Source organism: Paracidobacterium acidisoli (assembly GCF_003428625.2).
Taxonomy (GTDB): domain Bacteria; phylum Acidobacteriota; class Terriglobia; order Terriglobales; family Acidobacteriaceae; genus Paracidobacterium; species Paracidobacterium acidisoli.
In genome coordinates, this window is record NZ_QVQT02000006.1 from 61,980 (window position 1) to 85,724 (window position 23,745).

Below are 23,745 nucleotides of genomic sequence, written 5' to 3' on the forward strand. Positions count from 1 at the left end.
GCGGCAATGAAGGGGAAAGGCGGCGGGCCCTTCCCCTTCTGTCTTCAGAACTCGAAGCGGATAGAGCCGCGAGCGTAGAACGGTCCCTGGAAGGATGTCGGCCTTCCATAGTCCGTGTTGGAAATGGGCGCCACGCCGACACCGGTGCCGGGCTGCTCGGTGTACTGCACCTTGCCGGTCATGAACTGGCTGTTGGTGACGTTGAAGGCGTCCACAGCAAAGCGCAGCGTGTAGCGGTCGTGCATGGTGACCGGATACTCGCTGTGCAGATTGAGCTGCACCGCGGAAGGTGTGCGGCCGGCCGCGCCACGGCCACCGAGCGGCACTTCTCCCTGGTTCAGGTAAATGGGGTGATCGGCGAGTAAGCTGAGCGGCACGCCGGACTCACCGGTCAGCCCAAGACCGAGGTTCAGACGGTTCGCCGCGTTAAAGAAACGCGTGTCCTGCCCGATGGTGTAGCTGAGGAAGAGATTGCCGACGTTGCGGCGATCGGTGCTCAGATAGCCGGGCGTGAACTGATCGCCGAGCAGGCCGAGCTTGCCAGCGGTGAAGTCGAAGAGCGAGCTGATGCCGGGATCGGACTGGCCATTGTCGTTGCGATAGGCTCCCTCATAGTTGCCGTAGAGCTTCGCAAAGCGATAGTTGACGACGGCGAGCCAGTGATTGGTGAAGCGCTTGTCGAGCTCGAGCTCCATCGCCTGATAGCGGCGAACCGGCCGGACAAAGCCATCTGGTTTGCCGTCGCCCGGCCCTGCATCCATGGTCGCGAGGTTCAGGAAGCAGGCGCCGCCCACGGGCGCGTCGGCACCATTGATGAAGAGTCCGCCGACGGCTTTGGGACCGGAGGTATCGTTAGTCGCGGTGCAGCCCGGTACCGGAGCCACATACTGGCCACTTATCTTCGACGCTGCCTGAGCCGTGGCGTACTGCGCCGGCGTATAAGTAACCTCGTCCTCGTTTACGGCGATATCGGTGCCCGGTCCTGGATTGTAGATGCCGCCGGTGTAGTTGCCGGAGATGGTCGATGCCTCCGGCGACTGCGAGCCGATGTCTTCAATCACGCGGCCGAGGCGGCGATCGGTATAACGAGCCTTGGCGACGATGCTGTGCCCGAGTTCCCTTTCGAGACCGAGCACGTACTCGTCCTCATACTCGCCTTTGGTGCCGGGGAGAATGCCTTCACCGGTGGATGAGGCAAAGCTGGGAGCGCCGAAGTTGGTGACGGAGCCGTCGGCGTTGGTCTGCTTGGGCAGTCCGTTGAGGGTGTGCGCGCTGTCGGGAACGATGGTGACGGAGCCGTCGGCGCCGATCTCGGGAGCGAAGTAGAAGCTGGTGTCGTCCTGCTCATTGCCGAGCTGACGGATGGCGGCATCGAGCGGCATGGCCCAGTAGTTGCGGCCATAGTTGAAGAAGATCTTGCCCTTGCGATCTCCCAGCGGGTCGAGGTTGATGCCCAGACGCGGCGACCAGCTTCCGGTAAAGGCATAGTTCAGAAGATCGCCGCCGACCCGCTCCTCTTCCCAGCGGACGCCGACATCGAGGTTGATGAAGCGGTTCATCTGATAGCTGTCTTCAAGATAGGCGGCATGATAGCGGCCGAAGGCCTGAACGTTCAGTCCGACATAGGTGCCGCGGGAGATAGAGGCATAGACCTGCTCGCCATGATACGTAGCGCAGTAGGTGCAGGTGGGGTCGGTGAAGTTGGTGGTGTTGGCCGCCGCGAGCGTGAAGGTGGCATTGGTGAGCGAGCCGATGGCGTGCGCGGGGATGTTGCTGTAGAGCGCGGCCAGAGAATCGCTGGCCGCATTCGCCGAGGGGATGGCAAAGAGTGGTCCGGAGCGCGACGGCGAATCGAGGAAGTTGGTGTGATCGTAGGAGTAGCCGAGCAGCAGTGTGTGCTGACCGAAGAAGTGAAAGATCTTCGATGTATTGAACGACAGACTGTAGGTGTCGTTCTTCGAGGGCTCGAAGGCGCCAAAGCCGAGGGTTACGGTCGATCCGCCCTGCGGCACCAGAGACTGATCGGTGATGCCGTATGTGTTCTGCAGAGGGGTTTCATTGAAGTGGTTGTAGTTATACGTGAAGGAGGCATTTGCCAGCCAGCTTGGCGTAATGACCGAATTGATGCGGAAGACGGAATCGCGCGAGCCGAACTGATAAGAGCTGGTGGCTGCGACCGGCGTTGCGGAGGACAGGCTGTTCGGCACATCATTGTGTCTCGAAGGATCACCGAAACTCGATGCTTCCATAGTGGTCTGCGGGCTCAGATTGTAGGAGAGCTTGCCTGCCCAGCTTAGCGTGGTGGTGCTGTAGGCATACGGCCCGTGGGAGACGACAGCGGAGGGCGCATTGGGCGCGGCCGCATCGATGTTCTGCAGGATGGTCGGATCGAAGGCGCCGAAGAAGAAGAGCTTGTCGCGCAGGCCCGGAATATAACCGCCAAACTCAGCGCTGACGTCGTACTGCGGCGAGCTGAGGGTCTGGCTGGGCGTGGTCTGCAGATAGCCGTACTGATAGAACTGATTGCGGTTGGCATACCAAGAGCCGGGTCCGAAGTAGGCTCCGACAGCTCCGTGATAATTATTCGAACCGGACTTGGTCACGATCTGCACGATGCCGCCGGTCGCTTTGCCGTACTGGGGCGGGAAGTCCGCGGTGCGCACATCGACTTCCTTGATGAAGGTGAGATTGATGCCGGTGCCGAGCGAACCATGATAGCGGTTATACGTGCCGATGCTGCCGAAGGCCTGATCGGTAATGGTGACGCCGTCCACGACATACAGGTTCTCGAGCCCGGAGGCGCCGCCGATGGAGGGATTGGCAGAGCCCGGCCCATTCTGATTGGCCGATCCCGCCACCTGGCCTCCGGCGACGCCGGGAGCCACGTAGAAGATCGACGTTACATTGCGGGCCATCGGGATGCTGTTGTAGAAAGTATCCGTCAGATTAGCGCTGATGGCGGTGGACTGCGTATCGATGCTGACCGCGGCGGCATTGACTTCGACCGTCTGCGCGACGTCGCCGACCGGCAGTGTGAGGTTCAGCAGCGACGAGATGCCGACCACGACTTCATTGTGGCTGGACTGAACCTTCTTGAAGCCTTCCTTCTCTGCCGTCACGTTGTATAAGCCGGGCGTGAGTCCCGCTGCGCTGTAACGTCCTTCCGCGTCGGTGGTGAGAGTTCTTGTTCCCTGGGGTCCGGCAAGAATGATAGTCGCGCCCGAGACGACCGCCCCCGAACTATCGATTACAACGCCGTTGAGGCCGCCGGTAACCGATGTGCCCTGCTGTGCCGCAGCCGATAAGACAGTTACCAGCGCAAGGCACAGCGTGAAATAAACCCATCTCCGAAGATACATAGCCCATCCCTCCAGAATGCCGCTTGCAAAGGGTCTTCCTGATCGCTGACTTTCGGCCTTATGGCATTTATGACAAAGCCGTAACCGGGCACTAATGGACCCGGCATTCGCGCTTCCGGGGAATGAAGGCGCATCGGTCGATCAAGCGCTTTCGTGCAAGAGGGTTTCAATCTGGCGCGAGTTAGATGCAAGCTGAGTTCCACTTTATAAGTGGTTTATCTTCAATGTTTTTCCACTTACTACTTCGACGATTCTCCGCTTATCCGGAGAAACGTTGATTTGCAGTATGGAATTTCATAGGGTATAATGTGCGGTCCTGTGCGAGAGTGGCTGCTGCTGCAGAATGCTGAGTGTGGGTATCCGCGCATCTCGCGCACACGTCCTGACCGGCCTGCAGGTTTTTCGCTGCGTATATCTGCATGCGAGGACGGCACAGCGCATCTGCATCAGCTTCGCTTATGAGCTGCATCTGCCCGGCTTATGCGGACAGCAGGCAGGGCGTTGTATGCGCTGTATATCGCGGCGTGGTGCAGGCGGGCAGCTCGGCGGCGGAGGGGGCTGGATGCACTTCGGCTGCGTCAGTTTTTCTGCCAGAGCTCATCCTGGTCGGAAAAGATATGGATCAGCCTGTAGTGGCTCCGAAGCCAGGCATGAATGGCATTCAGGTGATACTCCCAGGGACGGGCAGGGTTCATTGGAGAGTTCAATCGCGGCGACCAGAGAATATACGTTACCTGGCGTTGCTGAAGCTGCTGCAGGGTCCGTTCGGCATACTCAGGACGGGTTGTTTCGCTCGCCCACAGCTCATCGACAAATGCCGGACTTCGCAGCATTAAGGCCGGGTATACATTCAGCCACATTGCCTGGAAAAAATACTCTCCCGGCTTTGTATCCTGCGCCAGAAGAGAAAGCTTTTCATGCTCGGGCGGCGGAAGCAGAACCTTGCCTATGGGTAGTTGCGTGACACAAAGATTCTGGTGCTGCCGCGACCAGATATGAGCGATTGCACACGCAAGAACGAGTACCCATCCAGTTCCGAGCAGACAGCGCCGTATTCCCGCTTTGCGGGTACCTGCCCAAACCAGCAGAATGATTGCCGGCATGGCGATGACGGAGATTCTTACCCAGTTCGATCGGGTTATCATCTCCAGCCAAAGCGCCGCTCCCGCGAACGCACATAAAATGACGCTTCTCCGGACACCACCTGCCTGGTCCTGTCTGCGGCGCAAAGCCTGCCATCCGATGAGGGGATATACGACGAAAGGCAGCAGATAAAGCAGCAGACGCCTGGCAAGATCGAGGACATTTCTCAGGGATACTCCTCCGCCGTCCTGCCGGTGCAGACCGGGAAAGAGCATATGACGTCCGTATTCCACATAGTGCGCGGGAAAGGTGACCTGACAATACCAGATCTGCCTCCACCCGGCCTTCCAGATAAACCAGGCATTCAGAATGAAAAGCGTCACGCAGAAGGTGAACAGCAACAGGGACTGCAGTTTCAATACTGCCGGCCACTTCGACGGAAGAGAAGATTCGTCCCAGGCCAGAAAGAGCAGAACTGCGATCAGTACGACGGCTCCGGTGGTCTGCGTAAAGAATGAGGCAATGGCGAGGAGCACGCCGGCAAAGGCAGCTCCGGCACTGGTTCGCGCTCGCATGAGAACTCTGACCGCGCAGAGCGCCGCGAACAGGCTGAACCAGTGATGCGTGGCCCCGAGTGTTTTGCCGAAGACGAATACGAGAAACAGAGACATGGCCAGCAGGGCCGATGGCGCATCCATGATTTGCCGGGAGATGCTGAGGCATATCCAGCAGAGCAGCGCTCCGATCAGAATCACGACGAAGCCGAAGACCCACGCATGCAGGCCGAATATTCGGAAGACCGCGAGAAAGATAAGGTCCGTGCCCGGCGGAGTGAACTGGAAAAAATCGCGATAGACGACCTCGCCATACAGCATACGCATGGCGTATTCCCAGAAAAATGTCTGATCGCCATCCTGGTAAAACGGAAGAGCGGACAGCGAAAACAAGCTCAGATACAAATACAGTGGAACGATGACCAGCAGTACATACTTTATCCGGCTCCCCGCCTGATGCTTTTCACCAAGGTCCTGCTCGGTCATATCGATGCAAATGTAACAGGGGGCAAACCTGCACTTGTCACTGAATTGTCAGGAGGCGCTTTCGCTGAACCGCCGGTTCGCAGGCTCTATGGCGCAGCTTCCGGCGCGAAGGCGGGTATAAAAAAGCCCGCATCCGAAGATGCGGGCCTGTCGTTCTGTTTGTCTTTATTTTACTGGTTTTCTTTGCCGGCTTTTTAGTTGGAAGACTGCAGGCGGCGGTTTTTCTCCGGCTCGAAAGCGGTCGGAATGTGGCCGGTGACCTGCACGTGGAACTGCTTCTCCGCCGTCAGACCGTCCAGGCCTTTGGCTGAGAGATGCACATCGTAATCGCCGGGCTCGGTGTAGGCGTGCGTGACCTCCGCACCTTCGACCGAGACGCCATCGCCGAAGTCCCAGTGATACGTGAGAACCGGATCGGTCTCACCGGCCTTCGCGGAGAAGGTGAGGTCCGCACCCGCGTCGCCTGTTGACGGCTGCTGCACGGTCACGTCGGGCGGAGTGGGCTGCACCTGCGTATTGATGAGCTTGATGACGCGCACCGAATGGGCAGGCTGGTGAAGGTTGAGGGTGTTGCCCTGCAGCTCGATCGTGTCTTTGCTGTCGAGCACGTTGGCGGCGGTGTAGCTGCCCGCCGGGAGACCGATCGAGGCGAGGTCGATCGAGTGATCGCGCGGCCCTTCCGTCCAGTCGAAGACGGTGAGGATGCTCTGCCGGCTGTTCTCTTTGAGGAGGAAGAGGCTCGGCTGCTTATCCTCGGCCGAGTAATTCATCAGATCGAGCGGGTGGGATGCTTTGCCCAGGCGGATCATGTCGATCAGGTCCTGATTCTCGATAAGGGCAAGGCGCTGGGGGTCTCTGCTCAGTGAAGGCAGGTTGTCGCCGATCTCGAACATGCCGCCGGAGACGGCAGCGAGCGAGATGGAGACTTCGGCTTCATCGAGCGTGGCAGGAGTGGTGCTTTCATGCCAGGCCTGGTCGGCGATGGTCTGCGTCGAGACGGTGAAGGCATCGGGATCGGCGACGAAGTAATTCCGGTTCATGAAGTAGCGGGCGGCGATTCCGGTGGCAGCTTCCTTGCTGGCTCCGAAGGTGTGGCCCGTGTCCTGCGAGATGCGGCCGTAGTCGACGTAGCCCACCGGGTTGAGCATGGGGCTGCCGTCCTTGTCGAGCCAGACGCCATTGCCGACGGCGTCACGAATGATGCCGAGGCCGATGCGCTCGGCTTCGAGCGCGGTGGTATTCGGCTTGTAGTAGTAGCCTTCGACAGCGCTGTCGTCCATGAAGTCCATCTTGATGTAGCGAAGACCCCAGACCTTTGTCAGCGTGACGTAGGTGTCGTGCAGGTATTTGGCGGCGTCGGGATTGGTGGTGTCGAGGACGTAGATCTGGTCCTTGTGGCCCTCCACCGTTCCGGCATGGATGGGCTGGCCGGCTGCGTTCTTCACCAGCCAGTCGGGATGGTTCTCATAGACCCAGGAGCGCTCGGTGACTTCGAAGGGCGCTGTCCAGATGGCGGGGATCAGTCCCAGACCGTGCGCTTTGTAGAAGACCGGGGCGAGACCGTTCGGGAAGAGCGGCGCATTGGCGGTGGTGTATTCGCCGCGGGCATACTGGTAGCCTTCGTCGATGTGGAAGATGTTATAGCCGAGTGATTTCAGGTGTTCGGCTTCCCATTCGGCGTTGGTGATGGCGGCGCCTTCGTTGAGTCCGAAATAATAGGCGGTCCAGCTCCACCAGCCCATGAGCGGCGGGGCCGTGGTGCGCGCGTGGTGGATGCGCTTGATCAACGAACCGTAGGTGTCGAGCTGCTGGTAATAGTCTTTGGAAAGGCTGAAGAGGATGCGCTCGGCGGCTAATTCCCCACCCACTTCGACGGGAAGGTTGAGCTGAATCTGATCCTGCGTCGGTGAGTCTTCGAGGGAGTTCTCGAGCTCCATCTCCGTGGTGCCGGTGGAGTCGACTTCGTAATTTGCGAGCCGCGGCGCGGTGGGCGTGGTATCGGCGAGGTGCAGACGATAGACGGTGATGAAGCGGTCGGAGGTGAGCGCGCCGAAGAAGAGGCTCTCGTGGCTGTGCAGGTTATAGATGATCTGGCTGCCCACGCCGCGATGCATCTGGTTCTTCGCGTCGGCGAGATCGTGGATCGTCATGCCGGGGCGGTCTTCGCTCCAGCTGTCGGAGAGGACGCGGTCGTCAGCGGCCGGACCACCAAGATCGAGGATCGCACCTTCTGTTGCGTCGACGGAGCGGATGCCTTCGACATGGACGACTTTGGAGGTCGTGTTGCGCACGGTGACCTGAATGTCGGCGAAGGGCCGCGAGCTGTAGACGCGCAGATGACAGACGAGATCGGGCTGTCCGTTCAGGCCGGTGTAGGTGATCTGCCAGTCAGTTGCCTCGCCCAGATAACCTTCGCTCTGCGACTGGCTGACTTCGTGACGGGGATAATCGCTGGCGCGGAGCCAGCGGCCATCGACCTCGGCGGCGATGCCGGCGTGCAGCACGTCGGTGCGGGAGCCGGGAAGCTCCAGCGAGTACTTACCGTCGGTCTGACTGACTTTGATGGTCAAAGAGTGGTCCTGGCCATAGGACTGCGCCAGCGGCGCTGCAGCAACGCCGGCACACAGCAGCAGAATTCGGCCCCACTTCAAACCGGATGACGTACGGCTCATCCTGACGAAATTCGTCTTCACACGTTCCTCCATAAACTTCCATTCCTGAATGCAGATGGCAGATGATGCTTATTTGGAAATCACGTTGAGAACCGAGACGGTGTCAGGAGACGCCAGCGCGGTCAGAACGTCGATATCGAAGTAGCGATAAAGGTCGAGGCAAAACAGTTCCGGCGCCGAACGGAACGGGACCGGCGCATCGAAGAGATATCCAAGGCTGCGGATAGCATTCCGGCTGACGACGGTCGAGAATTCAGAGGGCGCGAGCGCCGCGGCGATCTGCGCCACAACCTGGCTGCGCATGCCGCTGGTCTGCACTTCCACAGGCCTGCCGGTAGCAGCGTGCAGCCATTTGGCGGCGGCGATGAGCTGAGCCGCTTCGAGCCCAAGAGGACGAGCGCCGCTGCTGTCGGCGAGCAGCGCCCAGGCTGTGGAGTGCGTCAGATCGGGGCTCTGGAAGAGAAGATCGAGCGCGAGAACCTGTTCGCCGCGATCGACGTGCCGGGCAACGATGGCGCCGGCGTCGGCACGGCCACGATCATCGAGGACAATGGTGGCCGGAGCGTTCTCCGGTGCCGCTTCTTCGCGGAACCAGAGGCCGCTGGCACTGAGGCCGTTGGAGAAGTCGAAGCGGTACGTGAGCGTTTTGAAATCGAAGGCTTTTCCATTGGTCTCGCGCAGCGCGTTCTGCACGGTGACCGGCTCGTAGCGGACGACGGATGCGAGCTTCTTCCGCTGTGCCTCCGCCCATGTTTTGTCTGAAGCAGGATTAGCGGGGATGGGCTCACGGTGAATCTGGCTGGCCAGCTCACGGCCCAGGCTGACGAGAGTCAGATTGTCCTGCGGAAGGCCGACGGCGAGCGCCTGCGGCGTGCGAATCTCGTCGTCGCTGTAGATCTCTTCGTCTGCTACCGGAAGCTCGAACTGCTCCGTGAAGAAATGGTAGGCCTGCTGCCGGTTATCAAGCTGATAGTTATGCGTGCCGGGGTCGTGGTTCGTGTGCCAGGCAAAATCACTGGTTGCTCCAAAGAGCTGGAAGAACGGCCGGACCGCCGTATATATATACGGCTCGACCATGGGAGCGCGGAAGCAGCAGCTGTCGGTCGCGTTGTGTATGAGCAGCGAGGGACGGGGCGCGCGCATGGCGATCAGCTCCGGATAATCGGCCGCCTGCATGAGATCCGGCGCGTCCTCTTCGATTTCGTCGGTGTCGCTCGGATGCGTCATGTTCGACTCACGCGAACCGATGCCGGCGACTTCGACGGAGACGGCGACGCGCGGATCGAGAGCGCTGAGAACGACGGTCTGCCAGCCGCCGCCGGAGAGTCCGGTGACGCCGAGGCGGTCGGCGTCGACATTCTGCAGGCCGGCGAGATAATCGAGGCCGCGCCGCATGGAGAGATAAAAGAAGCCTGCGGCGTCGGCGCCGGCAAGATTCAGGAGCGATGCGTAGTCGTGCGCATTCTCGGGCTGCGCGAGCTCGCCAAAGCCCACCCATCCCATATCGAGGGCGATGATGCCGCGCTTCGCGAAGTTGATGCAGCGCTTCTGCTCGTATTCGACGCTGATGGCGTCCGGCTCATGGCCGAGAAGATTGAGAATGGCCGGTACCTTGCCGGTGATCTTCAGCGGCTCGTAGAGAAGAGCCGTCGAGGTAAAGCCTGGGACGATCTCGTACCGCAGCTTGTGAATGCGGTAACCGTGATCGGTCTCGATGACTCCCGTTTCTTCGAATTTCGGCGCGGAGCTGACCCAGGCGGCGGGCCATCCGTGGAAGATCACGTCGTCGAGGATGTGTTTCCGCAGCTGCGCTTCCTGGGATGTCCATTGCCCGGATGAGGCCGGAGAAGGAAGCGGAGGAATGCGGTTCAGCAGGAAGTGCTGGAACTGATATTCAGACCTGGTGACCTGCGGCTCGGGCTGCGCGAGATCGCGATCGACGAAAGGGCGGCTGATCTGTGCGAAGGCGGAGGCGGCTGTTGCCGCGAAGAGGAGGGAGAGGAGTGCGATCTCCCGAAAACGGTGCCGGCTGCAATGCATGCTGCAAATCTCTTTCATGCCCTGATTTTCCCGGAGGGATTTCAGGGACGCCAGCGATTCAACCAGAAATCTCTTCTCTCTGGCGAGATACCTGGAGGAGCGATCCGAGGGATGCGGTCTTTCCAGGTATCTGCGCCATCGAGAGACGTATCAGAACTTCAGTTTCAGAGCCATCTGCAGGATTCGGGGAGACTGAGCGGAGCTGATCTGACCGAAGGTGCCATCCTGCTGTCCGTTATCAGGATTCTCGAAGTTGACGTTGTTGAAGATGTTATAGAACTCGGCACGGAACTCGTAGTTCACCCGTTCGGTAATGTTTCCGAGCTTCATGAGGGTCAGATCGGTATCGAAATACCGCGGACCGCGCATGGAGTTCTTGCCGATGTCGCCATAGGTATCGACTGCATTCTGTGTGAAGGCATTGGTATCGAACCATTCATTGACCAGCGCAGCATGTGATCTTCCAGTGCTGAGCACGGCATGGCTGATGCTGGGCACGGTCAGGTCTGCGCGATCAGCTCCGATGGCCGACAGGGAGTTGTCGCTCCCGGAGAAGATGGTAAAGGGGAAACCGCTCTGCCAGCTGGTGATGGTGCTGAGATTCCAGCCATTGATGACCTGGCTGCCGATGCCTTTGATGGGCGCATGCGGAAAGGCATAATCGCCGGAGAAGCGGAATACCTTGCTCACATCGCCGGCATCCGGACCGTAGTCGAAGTAACGGCCGCAGGCGCAGGTGTTGGTGGCAAGTCCCCCGGGCTCTCCATTCGGGCCGTAATCATTGAGAGCATGCGACCAGGTGAAGTTGGTCCGGAAGGAGAGGCCGTAACCGATGCGCTTGATGGCTTCAATCTGGCCGGAGTTGTAATTGCTGTTCACCCCGGAGTTGATGGAGTTAACGAATCCATACAACGGATTAACACGTCGCTGTTGCGTGTTGTCTTCGGTAGGCGGGCCGTACTCAAATGTATAGCGTGCCGGATTGAGCTGGAGCAGACCCGCTTCCTGATCACCGGTGCCGCCGAGGTGGCTGGCACGATTGCCCACATACTGCGCGCGAATGAGCCATGAGCTGCCGATGCCCCGCTCGAGTGTGAGGTTGTAGCTCAGTATCTGCGGAAGACGGAAGTTCCGGTCAAAGATCTGCGTAAAGGAGATGTTCTGCGGGAAAGTTGCACTCGGCCCAGGGTTGGACGGCCCGAAGGAGCCTGGGAATGGATTCGCCACATGGGCATAACCGTAGGGATCAGTGAGGCTGGTGGACTGGATGTTGACGATCGGAGCGAAGGGCGGAACGCCGACCACATCCTCAAAGGCGACGACGTTGGGCGACTGGTAGTAGTAGCCTGCGCCACCGCGGACGCTGGTTTTGCCATCCTGCGTGAGCTGGTAGGCAAAGCCGAAGCGCGGGCCGACGTTGCCAAGGCTGTTATAGATCGAGGCTGCCGGACAGCCTGGATCATGATTGCTGCCACCAAAGATCAGACCGACAGGAGCATTGGGGAAGCGTGTGGATTTCGCTCCGGGAACGAAGCAGGCGACGCGCCCTTCGCTGTCGGTGTAAGGAACGAATGGATCCCAGCGAAGGCCGAAGCTGAGAGTCAGGCGCGGAGTAGCGTGCCAGTTATCCTGGCCGAAGAAGCTCCACTCGTTTCCGGTGAAGTCGAGGTAGAGACCGCCGGCCTGAGTAAAGCTCGATACGGCTCCCAGCATGAAATCAGAGAGATTATTGTTGCTGAGGTTATTGTCAAAGTCGAAGTTTCCGTCCGCCTGATACGTATTGCCCATCGGCGCGAAGATACGGCGGTATTCGCCACCGACCTGAATCTCGTTCGTTCCGCGGATGAGAGTGAGGATCTCCCGATCGGATACGTCGCCGCGGTTCCAGCTTCCGGTCGAAGTTTGATCGCCGACCGTAAAGTCGTTTCCGCCTCCAACCTGCACGTTGAGCGTGGGCTTGAAGTTGGTAGGCTGGGCAATCATCGAGCCCGCCTGCGCAATGGTGAAGGGCGCAGCGGACTGCGTGAGACCGGTCTGGCTTGTCCATCCAAAGTAGCTGTTCAGCAGAATGTTCGAGGAGATGCTGTAAATATCGACAACGCTGACGTTCTTGAGGCCCAGGCTCTGCGGGGATTCAGGCGTACCCTCGAGGATGTTGCTTGCCGGCGGCAGCATGATGGGAACGTCATAGTGCAGCTGGAAGTAGTGACCGCTGATGTGGTGCTTGCCGAGGATGTAGTCGACCTTGGCAAGGTACTCATTCGTGTTCTGAATGGAAGGAGCCGCGTTGTAAAGGAGCTGATGAACACCGCCGGAAGGATCATTGGGCAGCGGAATCTCTTTGAGAATAAACAGCGCCGTGGGGTCGAAGGCTCTGGGGTCGATGACGTTGTTGCTGTCGAACTGCCAGGGAGAATTCTTATTGGGGTTGATGAGCTGCGTAGGCAGAAGATCGCTGAAATCACCGTTGCGCTCGGCCTGGGTGGGAACCTGTGAGATCTCACCGTTGGTTGCCGTGTTCTGACGGGTACCCTGATAAGAGCCGAAGTAGAAAAGCCTGCCCTTCAGAACCGGACCGCCGATGGTGCCGCCGAACTGATTCTGCTTGAGAGGATCGGGTGAAGTCGCGAAATAGTTCTTCGCATCCATGGCATAGTTGCGCAGATATTCGAAGACGTCGCCGTGGATCTGATCTGTGCCGGATTTGGTGACCACATTGGCGACGCCGCCGGTTGCGTTTCCATAGGCAGCGCTCATGTTGTCCGTCTGGACGTTGAACTCCTGCAGCGCATCGGGACTGGGGAACGGGAGATTGGTGTTGATGTAGCTGTCGTTATAGTCCACGCCATCGAGCAGGTAGTAGACTCCGTTTGCTCCGCCGCCGTTGACCTTGGCGTACTGCTCACCGGGAAGAACGCCGCCTTCGCAGTCGTTGCCGCAGTTCTGGTTCGAGACGTTAACAGCGCCAGGAACCAGGAAGACCAGCTGCTGGGCCTGACGTCCGTTCATGGGCAGGCTCTGCATGCTCTTTGAGTCGACGAGCTGCGTGATGGCGGCGTCGTCGGTGGTGACCTGATTGGCGCTGGCCTGCACGGTGACCTGCTGGCTGACCGCGCCCACCTGCAGGGAGACGTTCTGGCTGGCGGACTGACCGACGGTGAGGGTGATTCCCTTCTGCACGTAGGTCGTGAAGCCGTTCATCTCAACCGTGAGCTGGTACTGACCGACCGGAAGGCTCGGGAAAAGATAATCGCCGGAGGCTCCCGTCTTCACGCTCTGCTTATAACCTGTGTCGACCTGTTCGACGGTGACGCTCGCACCCAGCACCGCCGAACCGGTGTTATCGGTGACGATGCCGTTGAAGCGCGCCGTTGTGAACTGGGCGAATGCCGTCGCCGTACACAGAAGTGTCAGCAGCAGTGCAGAGAGGATGAATCTTCCTCCGACCTCCATGCCAAAGAAAGTCCGGAATGCTGCAGCCGCGTATTTTTTTGACTGTTTCATTTGCGCTCCTTTGCCTCTGAATGACCAAGAACCTGACGGTGACTGAACCGTTCGTAAACAATAGTTTTGATTTCTATCGTATTTGAATGTTTATGATCTTATTGTTTTCCTGTCAAGCGAAAACTGGCCAGCTTATGCTGCTAAAACATTCTGTTTATGGGCCTGTCAAAGCAATTATGGGAACAGCGCCAGCGAAGCTGGTGTCCCATGGGATTTCGATCAGGAGCATTTCATAACTGATCGACGATCTCTTCGCGCGCAGCGTCCCAGTAAACACGCTTCCCGCTCCAGTAGGACTGGGTCGCCATGATGCACACGATGGAATGCGAAAAGCCATGATCGACCGTGGCGTTCGGCTGTCTGCGATCGCGCATGCATTCGAGCCAGTTCACGAGGTGGACCACATCATCGTCGTCCGGCCCGAGAGATGAGGGTGCGGGCGCTCCGGGAACCTGCACGGTCGTGGCACCGTCTGCCGCAGGACCGGAGAGCAGCGGCGCCTGTTTGTAGACGGGGCCTGACTCCCAGGGATCGAATTCATCGCGGCCGCCTTCCTTCGTGGTGACGAAGAGCGATGCTCCTTCTCCGCCGTAGTTCTCGATGGTTCCCTCTCGGCCGCAGATGCGCGAGAAGCTGCGGTAGCTGTTCCCGAAGGTGGTCTTGTAGGTGTAGAGAAAGCCGCCGGGATAGGTCGCCGCGGCCACGCAGGTGTCGGCGTTTTCGCGTCCGTCGTTCCAGACAAAGATGCCGCCGTTGGCGGTCATGCTGACGGGGTGCGTTTCGTCGGTCCAGAGGTGGACGAGATCGCTGCCGTGGCTCAGCCACTGATCGAAGATGCCGGAGGAGAATTCCTTGTAGAGACGGAACTCAAGATAGACGTGCGGATCGAAGGGCCGGTCGGGCCTGCCGAGGAGCCAGCGCTTCCAGTCGGTGTCCTCTTCGCGGAGCTGCGATTTGCGGCCGTAGAGCCAGCTCTTCCACTCCATCGCCTCGTCCTTCAGCATTTCGCGCGAGATGCCTGTGTCGTAGGGAACGAAGCGCCAGCGCTCTTCGTTGACGTTCCACTCCTGCTCGATGTGGACGACTTTGCCGATTTTGCCGGAGCGGATGATCTCCTTCACGGCAAGCGGATAGGGCTGGCTGCGGTGCTGGGTGCCCATCTGCACGATCTGCTTCGAGGCCTTCACCGTGTCGCGCGCCTCTTTTGCTTCGGAGAGCACATTGGCGAAGGGCTTCTCCACGTAGCAGTCTTTGCCGGCGCGAACGACTTCGGTACAGAGCTTTGCATGCTGGAAGTCGCCGGTGGCGATCATCACGCCGTCGATGTCCTTGCGCGCCAGCATGTCTTCGGAGTACTTGTACGCTTTCGGATCGGTGCCGAAGGCCTTCTTCACCTGAGCGGCGCGGCGGTCTCGCGCCATGCTCCACAGATCGCAGACGGCGACGGTCTCGACCGGAAGCTGCTTCGATGCAAGCTGGACCATGTGCACGTGTCCTTCGCTACGGTCGCCGCAGCCGAGCTGCCCCAGACGAATCCGGTCATTGGCTCCGAGAATCCGCGCATAGGAGCGCGCGTCCATGCCGGCAGCCACCAGCAGGCCTCCGGTTCCCTTCAGGAATGCTCTGCGATCGATTCCGTCTGTGCCGCTCATCCATATCCTCCTGTATTTTGTCCAGACGCCGGCTGGCCGGTTTGTCTTCCTGTGGTGAGGTGCGAGTCGACAGAGATCTGCGGCAGCCGCTCCCCATAGTGCAGAAAGCGCGCTTCCCTTTTCTTTCCTTGTCGATCAATTGCGAAACTAAAACATACTCCTAAATACACTCCGCTATCAAACGGCTCCCCAGCAGGAGCCACGGTATCGCATCAGAAACGAACGGGGCCGCATCACCCGCTTTTCGGCGGGTGGATGGTTTATCGAACAGACTGGCGGACCGCGCCGACCCTCGAAGCAGCGCGAACCGGCGGCTCAGCCGGAGCACACGACTCCCGCGGGATGAATTCCGTCGGAATCGTTATGGACTGGGGGCCCTGACCGGGCTTCGTGATCCGGTTGAGGGCGAGGTCGACCAGCCGTTTGCCGATCTGTTCGGGAAATTCGCGCGTCGTGCTCAGAGCCGGCGTAAGCAGCGTGCTGACGGTATCGTCGCAGCCGATCACGCTTACGTCCTGAGGAACGCGGAGGCCTTTTTCCCTCAGCGCCTTGTAGACTCCGTGCGCCGTGAAATCATTGCCGGCAAGAATTGCCGTTACCGGCTCATTGCGCGCCAGCAGCGACTTGGTCGCGAGATATCCGCTTTCCGCGTCGTCGGCCGATTCGGTGCTGCTCTGGCAGGGCTCAAGGCCGGCGGACTGCATGGCGTTCCGGTAGCCCTGAAAGCAGCGGGCAAACCACGGAAGCCGGGTGGTGCCGACAAACCAGATGTGGCGGTGGCCAAGCTGGAGAAGGTATTGCGTGGCCTCGAAGCCTCCCTGCGTGTCGTCGACAAAGACCACGTCGTGCTTCATCAGCTCCGGCTGGCTGCCGATGGCGTTGTTGCCCAGGACGACGGCGGGGATGTTCCGGTGGTCGAGCAGCTTGAGCAGCTCGACGGAGTTTGTGCCGGCAAGAATGACGGCGCGGACCAGATCGTGGCGCTGGATGACCTTCGGCAGATGCAGCTCTGTCCACGAGGCCTGCAGCGGGTAATGAAACGAAAGATAGAGGACATCCCAGCCGCTGGCCGCGCACTGCGCCTCGGCGCCGCCGAGAATGCGCGAGTGAAAGGCGTGCAGCATGGCGCGGTTGCTGAGCAGAAAGGCGAGCGTCTTGTTCTGGTTCCGCTGACCGGGGTCGACGCCGAGTCTTTCCGCATGCGCCCAGACCGTCTTTTGTATCTCGCGGTCGACGCGGTTGTTTCCGCTCAGAACACGCGAGACGGTTGCGATGCTGACGTTGGCTGCAGCCGCGATCTCGCGGAGCCCGACTTTGCTCTTTCGGGGAGCGGTTTTAGCGGCGGCGTTCTCAGTGGACTTTTTGACCATGATTACTCGTTACAGGAAAGCATTGCAGCGAACCCGCGGCCGATGCAAACGGGAAAAGGTCGCGGGCTGCCGCTGTTGTACATTCTTCAAACCTCTAAGCCTGACCAGCCACGGGAGCGTCGACAATCTCCTCGGTCTGCGGATTCCAGTAGAGACGTTTGCCGCCCCAGTAGGACTGCGCTGCCATGATGCAGACGAGCGAGTGCGCGAAGCCGTGATCGACATTTGCATTGGGCTCTTTGCGCTGCCGCATGGCATCGAGCCAGTTGGTCAGATGGACGATGCTGTCATCATCCGGCCCGCGCGTATCCGGCGGACGGGCTCCTTCCACGTGAATGATCTCTTCCTGATCGTTCGGCGGCGCGGTGATCGGCAGGCCGGACCGTTTGACCGAGCCACCGTATTCGTCTCTTCCGCCTTCGCTGCTCACCGTAAACAGCGATGCGCCTTCGCCGCCGTAGTTCGCAATGGTTCCGTCACGGCCCTGGATTCTGGAGAAGCTGCGAAAGCTGTTGCCGAAGATGGTTTTGTACGTATACAGAAAGCCTTTGGGATAAGTCACAGCGGCGACGCAGGTGTCGGCGTTCTGACGGCCATCTTTCCAGGCATAGACGCCGCCTGTGGCCATCACGCTCTCCGGATAGAGCTCATCGGCCCAGAGATGGACGAGGTCGCTGCCGTGGCTCATCCACTGATCGAAGATGCCGGAGGAGTAATCCTTATATAGGCGAAACTCGAGATAGACGTGAGGATCGAAGGGCCGGTCGGGCTTGCCGAGAAGCCAGCGCTTCCAGTCGGTGTCCTCTTCGCGCAGCTTCGACTGCCGGTCGAGGAGCCACTGCTTCCACTGCAGGTTACGGTCCTGTTCCATCTCCGGCGAGTTGCCTGTATCCATGTCGACGAAGCGCCAGCGCTCTTCGTTGACGTTCCACTCCTGCTCGATATGCACGATTTGCCCGATGCGTCCGGAGCGGATCACGTCGCGGACGGCGAGGTTGTAGGGCTCGCTGCGATGCTGCGTACCCATCTGCACGACCTGCTTTGAAGCCTTTACCAGATCGCGCGTCTCTTTCGCCTCGGACAGAACGTTGGCGAAGGGCTTCTCGACGTAGCAATCCTTGCCGGCGCGGACGACCTCGGCGCAGAGCTTTGCGTGCTGGAAGTCGCCGGTCGCAATCATGACGCCGTCGATATCATTCCGGCTCAGCATTTCTTCGGAATATTTGTACTGCTTCGGATCGAGATTGAAAGCCTCCTTCACCTGCGCAGCGCGACGATCGCGCGCGAGGCTCCAGAGATCGCAGATGGCGATGGTCTCCACCGGAGTGGTCTGCGAGGCGACCTTCACCATGTGGATGTGCCCATGACTGCGCGAGCCGCAGCCGAGCTGCCCGAGGCGGATGCGATCATTCGCGCCGACGATTCGGGCGTAGGACCGCGCGCTCATGCCCGCTACCAGCATGGCACCGCCGGCCTGCTTCATAAAAGTTCTGCGACTGGTTCCGCCGGATTCCTGATCTGTCACAGCTCGCTCCGTTTCCGTTCGAGAGTTGAAGATTGCACGCCGTTACCGGCGTGCAGATGAGCCATACAACACGGCCTGCTACTGCTGCTGCCCGGCGTCGATTCCAGGGAACCACTGCACGGCATTGTCGTGGTAGAGCTTGCGCAGAATCGGCAGCGGCAGACCGAGCCCCTGCACCTGCTTACCGCGATACTCGATGTTGTCCGTCGTCGCCAGATAGCGCCAGTCGACCGCGTAGCCGCGCTCAAGGTGCGGCACCTCTTTCGCCGCGTCGGCGTTCGCAGGCAGCTCGTCGTCGGTCGCGTAGATGATGCGGTCCTGATATTTGGTGATGAACGCGATCATCGTATCTCTGGGCTGCATGACAAAGTACGGCATGCGGGCCGCGAGATCGACGGCGAAGTTGGGATAGCGGTCGAGATGCTGACCGATCTGATCGAGGTTCCTCTCCATGCTGCCGAGGTGCGCGCCCACGACGCGGAGCTTCGGATTTTTCTCAAGCAGACGATCGCGCGCAAGAAGGATAGTGGCCTTCGAGGGGATGCCGGGCTTGTTGTACATGTACCACTCGGGATGCTCCATGTAATAGGAGTAATCCGGCGACTGCGGGTTCGGCGCCTCCCAGATGGAGTCGGGGTCGGCGACGTGCGCGATGAGCGTCTTGTGATGCGCGGCGATGTCCTGGTAGATCGGCTCAAAGACGGGATCGTCCGGCAGCAGATACCTTCCCTTCGAATCCTTCACCTGCTCGCCGATGTTCTTCCAGATTTTCACGGCAATCGCGCCGCGATCGAAGCCGTTGTTGAGATCGGCGCTGACCTTTCTGGCAAAGCCCGGCTCGTTATACACAAACGGATTGAAGGTATCGCAGAGGCTGGCGTGTCCGTTGCTGGCGGCGACAAAGGCCCAGGCGTCGCTCCGTTCCGTGTCGAGAGCCTTCTGATCGGGCGTCTCGGTAACGAGGATGTCGAGGATGTGGAGATTCAGCCGGTCGAGCATGGCCAGCATCTGCGGCGCGCTCTGGTAGATATGCGTGTGCGTGTCGATGGGACGCAGGGCTTTGAACTGCGCGAGCTCGGCATCGGTGAAGGAGGCGCCGGTCGGCTCATCGGACTGCGACGGCGGAGTGGCAGAGGACGCCTGTTGCGGCTGGCGGTGGTCGCGGCACCCGATCACCGCACAGAGCAGAACAGCAGTCAGCAGGAATGGTCTTCTTGTCACTGAGACGACCCCTCTCGTGGATTTTTCAGAGTTTGCATTCTTCGTAAATCGCGCTGCGCTTTTCGCATTGCCGCGAAGAATAAGAAGGAGTGTCACTCGTAAAATCGCGCTCGTCAACATAATTTTCACGGTGATAAGAAAGTTTTCTCAGCTATATCGATTTAATAGCGGCAACGGAAAACTCCGAGCCGATGCGGTTACACCGCGCAAAGCAGCCACGATCGCTGCTCGCATGCCACTGCGAAGAGCGCCGGAGATTTTTATCCGCTCCCGGCGGGGACGCGATGCATGGTGTTTCGTGGCCGCATCCTGGATAATTTTCACTGTTTTAAGAAAGTTTTCTTGACAGTTTCCGGCGGGGATCGTAGGTTGGGTTCAGTTGCCCAGGGCTGAGCGGACGCAGCAAGCCACCGCGCAGGTCTGCGGTCTCGTCCCACGAAGAGGCATGCTCTATATCCGGGAAATATTCAGGAAATATTCGGAGAGCATGCTCCGGGCGCAACAGCATTTCAGCCAAACAATCAGAGATGAATGAAGATGCCAAATGAAGAAGTGAAGCACATCACGGTGGACAGGATGAAGATCGAGATCCATCACGATACGGCAAGCGCCGGCAGGGCTGCGGCAGAGGCGACGGCGCAGGCGATCCAGGAACTGAAGCAGCAGAACGAGCGCCTCGCGGTCATCTTCGCGACCGGAGCTTCGCAGCTGGCGATGCTGGATGCGCTGATCGCGAGAGCGGATGTTCCGTGGAAAGAGATCGAGGGATTCCACCTGGATGAATACGTCGGCATCAGCGAGAACCATCGCGCCTCGTTCCGGCGGTATCTGCGCGAACGGCTGACGCAGCGCGTAACGCTGGGAAGCTTCTTCGAGATTCAGGGAGACGCTCCCGATCCGGAAGCGATCTGCAGACAGTATGCCCAGCGGCTCGAGGCCGCTCAGCCGCAGCTCTGCCTTCTGGGCATCGGCGAGAACGGACACCTGGCGTTCAACGATCCCGCCGAGGCGAACTTCGGAGACCCTCTCGACGTGAAGATCGTGAACCTGGACGCGGAGTGCAGGGAGCAGCAGGTGGCCGAAGGATGGTTCAGCGGTCCTGCAGAGGTGCCGAGCCAGGCGATCACGGTGACAATTCCTGCGCTGATGCGCGTGCCGCGGCTGATCGTCTCGGTGCCGGGACCGCGCAAGGCGGCGGTGATGCGGCGCACGGTGGAAGAGGCGATCTCAACGGCATGCCCGGCGACGATTCTGCGCCAGCATCCGGATGCGACGATCTATCTGGATCGCGAATCGGCGGCTGAGCTGGAGAGCCTGCCACTGTCGCGTTAAGACAAGGAGCCCATGCAGCCAGCCGGGATGAATACGGACACGCTCTCGAATCCGGACGCCCGGCAGGGCACCCCCTCGCGGGTGCGCTGGTGGATTGTCTGGACGCTTTTCTGCTCGACCGCGATCAACTACGTCAGCCGCCAGTCCTTCGCGGTGCTGTCGCCGATGATCGCGACGCAGTTTCACTTCAGCCACGAAGACATCGGAAAGATTCTGGGCGCGTTTCAGGTCTCCTATGCGCTGGCATGGCTGCTGGGCGGCATGTTTCTGGACGCGGTGGGAACGCGGCTGGGCCTGGCGCTCGCTGCCGCGTGGTGGTCGCTCATCAACATTCTGATGTCGCTGGCGCACTCGGTGACGGGCTTTGTCGCGTTCCGCTTTCTGCTGGGCATTGGAGAAGGCTTTAACTGGCCGGGAGCCAGCAAGGCCGTGGCGGAGTGGTTTCCGCCGAAGGAGCGCGGGCTCGCCGTCGCGATCTTCGACAGCGGATCGAGTGTGGGAGGGGCTCTGGCGGCGCTGTGCGTGCCGTGGATCGCTCTCGCCTTCGGATGGCACTGGGCATTTGTCTTTACCGGAGGGATCGGCTTTTTGTGGCTGATCGCCTGGTGGCGCGTGTATCACCCGCTGGAGAAGCATCCGCGCGTCTCAACGGAAGAAACGGCGCTGATTCGCGACGGACGGGCTGCCGAGACCGCTGCGACAGAAAGTGGTCTGCGGTCGTGGCTCCGGCTGATCAGAAATGGGAATGTCTGGGGCATCGTGCTGGGCCGCGGGCTGACGGACCCGATCTGGTGGTTTTATGTCTTCTGGCTGCCGCAGTATCTGAGCGATGCGCGCGGCTTCACGCTGAAGCGGATTGCGCTCTTCGCGTGGATTCCGTTTGTCGCAGCCGATCTCGGCAATTTCACCGGCGGCCTGATCTCCGGATACTTTATCCGGCGCGGCTATCCCACCATCCGCGTGCGCAAGTGGGTCTGCGCCGTGAGCTGCATTCCGATCTGCGCGGGCATTCCGGCGGCGGCGGTACACAGCTCCACGCTCGCGCTGGCACTGATCTGCGTTGCGCTCTGGGGTTATGCAAGCTGGTCGACGATGGGGCTGACCTTTACCACCGATCTCTTTCCGCACAATGTGGTGGGCTCGGTGACGGGGTTGAGCGGGCTTGCCGCGGGACTGGCCGGAGCGGCCTTCACCTTCGCGGTGGGAGCGACGGTCGATCGCTTCTCCTACCGTCCGGCATTTTTTGCGGCGGCGCTGCTGCCCATCCTCGCCACGATCTTCGTTTTCCTGCTTATCCGCTCGCCGAAGGCTTCGCCGGATTCCCTTTCGCAAAGCTCATAACCATCAGCTTCTGTTTTGTTTACAGGCCGCGTACCTGCAGGAGGTACGCGGCGGCATGCTTTCGGGAAAAGCTGCCTGTAAAACGGTTTGGTTATAGTAGAATTTCGATTTGCACTGATATGTTCCGTTTTATTTCGGAGCCTGTCGCGCAAAAATAATCAGACCGGGAAATTGCCCGGCAGGAGACCGACAGGTGGATCCTCTATCCGCGTTGCTCAACCTAACCGCTGACGAAAAAACAGCACGGGGACTGGAACACACCCCCCACGAGATCGCCCAGCAGCCCCAGACATGGATCACGACGTTCCAGCGCCTGCGCGACCGCCGGACCGCTTTGTGTGACTTTCTCACCGCGGTGGGAGTAAAAGGCGCTCCGACGCAGAGGCCGACCGTGTATCTGGTCGGCGCCGGCACTTCGGATTACATCGGGCGCTCGCTGCATCATCTGCTGCGCACGAAGTGGCAGTGCGAGGTGGTTCCGGTTGCCAGCACCGATCTGCTGACCGATCTGTCTGAATATGTGCTCGCGGACAAGCGCTATCTGTGGCTTTCCTTCTCGCGCTCGGGCGACAGTCCGGAGGGCGTCGCGGTTCTGGAGCGGACGCTGGCCGAGTGCCCGAACATCTCGCACATTCTGATTTCGTGCAATGCCAACGGGCGCATGGGACGGACGATCCAGGACCGCGAGAACTGCTTTTCGATTGTGCTGGACGATGCGACGAACGATCGCGGACTCGCAATGACCAGCTCCTTCACCAACATGGTGCTGGCCGGCCAGATTCTTGCGCATGCCTGGAGTATCGACGAATACGAGACGATTCTGCAGAGCCTGGTCAGCGCGGCCGAAGAGCTGCTGCCCCGCGCCGCGACGCTGGCCGCGGAGCTGACGCAGAATGGCTTCAGGAAGGCGTGCTTTGTCGGTTCCGGCGTGCTGGCGGGCACGGCCATGGAATGCGCGCTGAAGCTTCTGGAGCTGAGCGCGGGCAGGATTCAGACGATCACGCAGCCGACCCTGGCTCTGCGTCACGGGCCGATGGCGGCGCTCGATCATGACACGCTGTTCGTGAGCCTGGTGTCGAGCGAAGCACAGCGCAGGCAGTATGAGATCGACCTGCTGCGCGAGATCCGCAGCAAGGAGCTGGTGCGCACCTGTGTCGCCGTCGCGGCAGAACCGGAAAACCTGCAGGCCGAGGCGGATTACGTGCTCTCACCGGATCGCAGGTATGCGGTTCCGGACCTGTACCGGCCGGTGCTGGATGTGATCTTCGGACAGTTGCTTGGACTCTTCGGATCGATCGAGGCCGGGCTGAAGCCGGACCATCCGAGCCCCAACGGCGCGATCAGCCGCGTCGTGCAGAACGTCGGCATCTACTAGCGCTGCGAAGCATAGAGAGCCACTGCTTTTCTGCCCCCGTGGTGTAATGCCGGGTACAGACAGCGGTGGCTCTCTCTTTCTTCGGCTCCGTTTTTCGGCCGCACGGCCGGCCGGATGGGGCCATTGGCGATGGCCTTAAGTCTGGTGTGGAAGCTGTTCCCTGCCCGTCGCAATCTGTGTTGTAAATTTGCAGGGGCAAGGTTATAGTTACGCATCGACACAAATCGAAAC

At 60.0% G+C, this 23,745-nt stretch carries 13 protein-coding genes; 4 read left to right on the forward strand and 9 right to left on the reverse strand.

The features are described 5' to 3' along the window. Positions 1 to 44 precede the first annotated feature (44 nt). On the reverse strand, positions 45 to 3,359 hold the full coding sequence (locus D0Y96_RS16285) for a TonB-dependent receptor (RefSeq protein ID WP_117302048.1): 3,315 nt from the start codon (positions 3,357 to 3,359) through the stop codon (positions 45 to 47). Positions 3,360 to 3,937: 578 nt separating this feature from the next. After that, the gene (locus D0Y96_RS16290; protein ID WP_491562715.1) at positions 3,938 to 5,017 is read right to left on the reverse strand and encodes a hypothetical protein; all 1,080 of its coding nucleotides are present in this window, start codon (positions 5,015 to 5,017) and stop codon (positions 3,938 to 3,940) included. A 42-nt stretch (positions 5,018 to 5,059) separates the two neighbouring features. Between D0Y96_RS16290 and D0Y96_RS20850 the strand changes: the two genes are divergently transcribed. Further along, positions 5,060 to 5,680, forward strand: coding sequence for a hypothetical protein (locus D0Y96_RS20850; RefSeq protein WP_491562716.1), 621 nt, complete (start codon positions 5,060 to 5,062; stop codon positions 5,678 to 5,680). On the opposite strand, the gene D0Y96_RS16295 is transcribed toward D0Y96_RS20850, so the two are convergent. From D0Y96_RS16295 to D0Y96_RS16325, 7 genes are all read right to left on the reverse strand, one after another. Next, positions 5,677 to 8,175 carry a PKD domain-containing protein gene (locus D0Y96_RS16295; protein WP_350449101.1) on the reverse strand — a complete coding sequence of 833 codons (2,499 nt, stop codon included), beginning with the start codon at positions 8,173 to 8,175 and terminating at the stop codon, positions 5,677 to 5,679. The two genes, D0Y96_RS20850 and D0Y96_RS16295, sit on opposite strands and share 4 nt — an antisense overlap. Before the next feature lie 48 nt (positions 8,176 to 8,223). Beyond that, positions 8,224 to 10,212, reverse strand: coding sequence for an alpha/beta hydrolase family protein (locus D0Y96_RS16300; RefSeq protein WP_117302052.1), 1,989 nt, complete (start codon positions 10,210 to 10,212; stop codon positions 8,224 to 8,226). A gap of 132 nt (positions 10,213 to 10,344) precedes the next feature. Continuing rightward, positions 10,345 to 13,698, reverse strand: a complete 3,354-nt coding sequence (locus D0Y96_RS16305; RefSeq protein WP_117302054.1) for a TonB-dependent receptor — start codon at positions 13,696 to 13,698, stop codon at positions 10,345 to 10,347. 230 nt (positions 13,699 to 13,928) lie between these two features. Continuing rightward, positions 13,929 to 15,350, reverse strand: a complete 1,422-nt coding sequence (locus D0Y96_RS16310) for a Gfo/Idh/MocA family protein (RefSeq protein WP_117302056.1) — start codon at positions 15,348 to 15,350, stop codon at positions 13,929 to 13,931. A 260-nt stretch (positions 15,351 to 15,610) separates the two neighbouring features. Further along, the gene (locus D0Y96_RS16315; RefSeq protein ID WP_117302058.1) at positions 15,611 to 16,720 is read right to left on the reverse strand and encodes a LacI family DNA-binding transcriptional regulator; all 1,110 of its coding nucleotides are present in this window, start codon (positions 16,718 to 16,720) and stop codon (positions 15,611 to 15,613) included. 94 nt (positions 16,721 to 16,814) lie between these two features. Then, a complete protein-coding gene (locus D0Y96_RS16320; RefSeq protein ID WP_117302060.1) occupies positions 16,815 to 18,203 on the reverse strand; it encodes a Gfo/Idh/MocA family protein in 1,389 nt (462 codons plus the stop codon). Between the two features lie 120 nt (positions 18,204 to 18,323). Further along, positions 18,324 to 19,466 (reverse strand): amidohydrolase family protein, encoded by a 1,143-nt coding sequence (locus D0Y96_RS16325; protein WP_350449102.1) that lies wholly within the window; start codon positions 19,464 to 19,466, stop codon positions 18,324 to 18,326. Between the two features lie 531 nt (positions 19,467 to 19,997). Here D0Y96_RS16325 and D0Y96_RS16330 point away from each other — a divergent pair. From D0Y96_RS16330 to D0Y96_RS16340, 3 genes are all read left to right on the forward strand, one after another. Continuing rightward, positions 19,998 to 20,798, forward strand: coding sequence for a glucosamine-6-phosphate deaminase (locus D0Y96_RS16330; protein ID WP_252263865.1), 801 nt, complete (start codon positions 19,998 to 20,000; stop codon positions 20,796 to 20,798). A gap of 27 nt (positions 20,799 to 20,825) precedes the next feature. After that, positions 20,826 to 22,139, forward strand: coding sequence for an MFS transporter (locus tag D0Y96_RS16335; protein WP_117302666.1), 1,314 nt, complete (start codon positions 20,826 to 20,828; stop codon positions 22,137 to 22,139). Positions 22,140 to 22,332: 193 nt separating this feature from the next. Then, positions 22,333 to 23,514: an AgaS family sugar isomerase gene (locus D0Y96_RS16340; protein WP_117302064.1), complete on the forward strand. Its 1,182-nt coding sequence runs from the start codon at positions 22,333 to 22,335 to the stop codon at positions 23,512 to 23,514. Positions 23,515 to 23,745 lie beyond the last annotated feature (231 nt).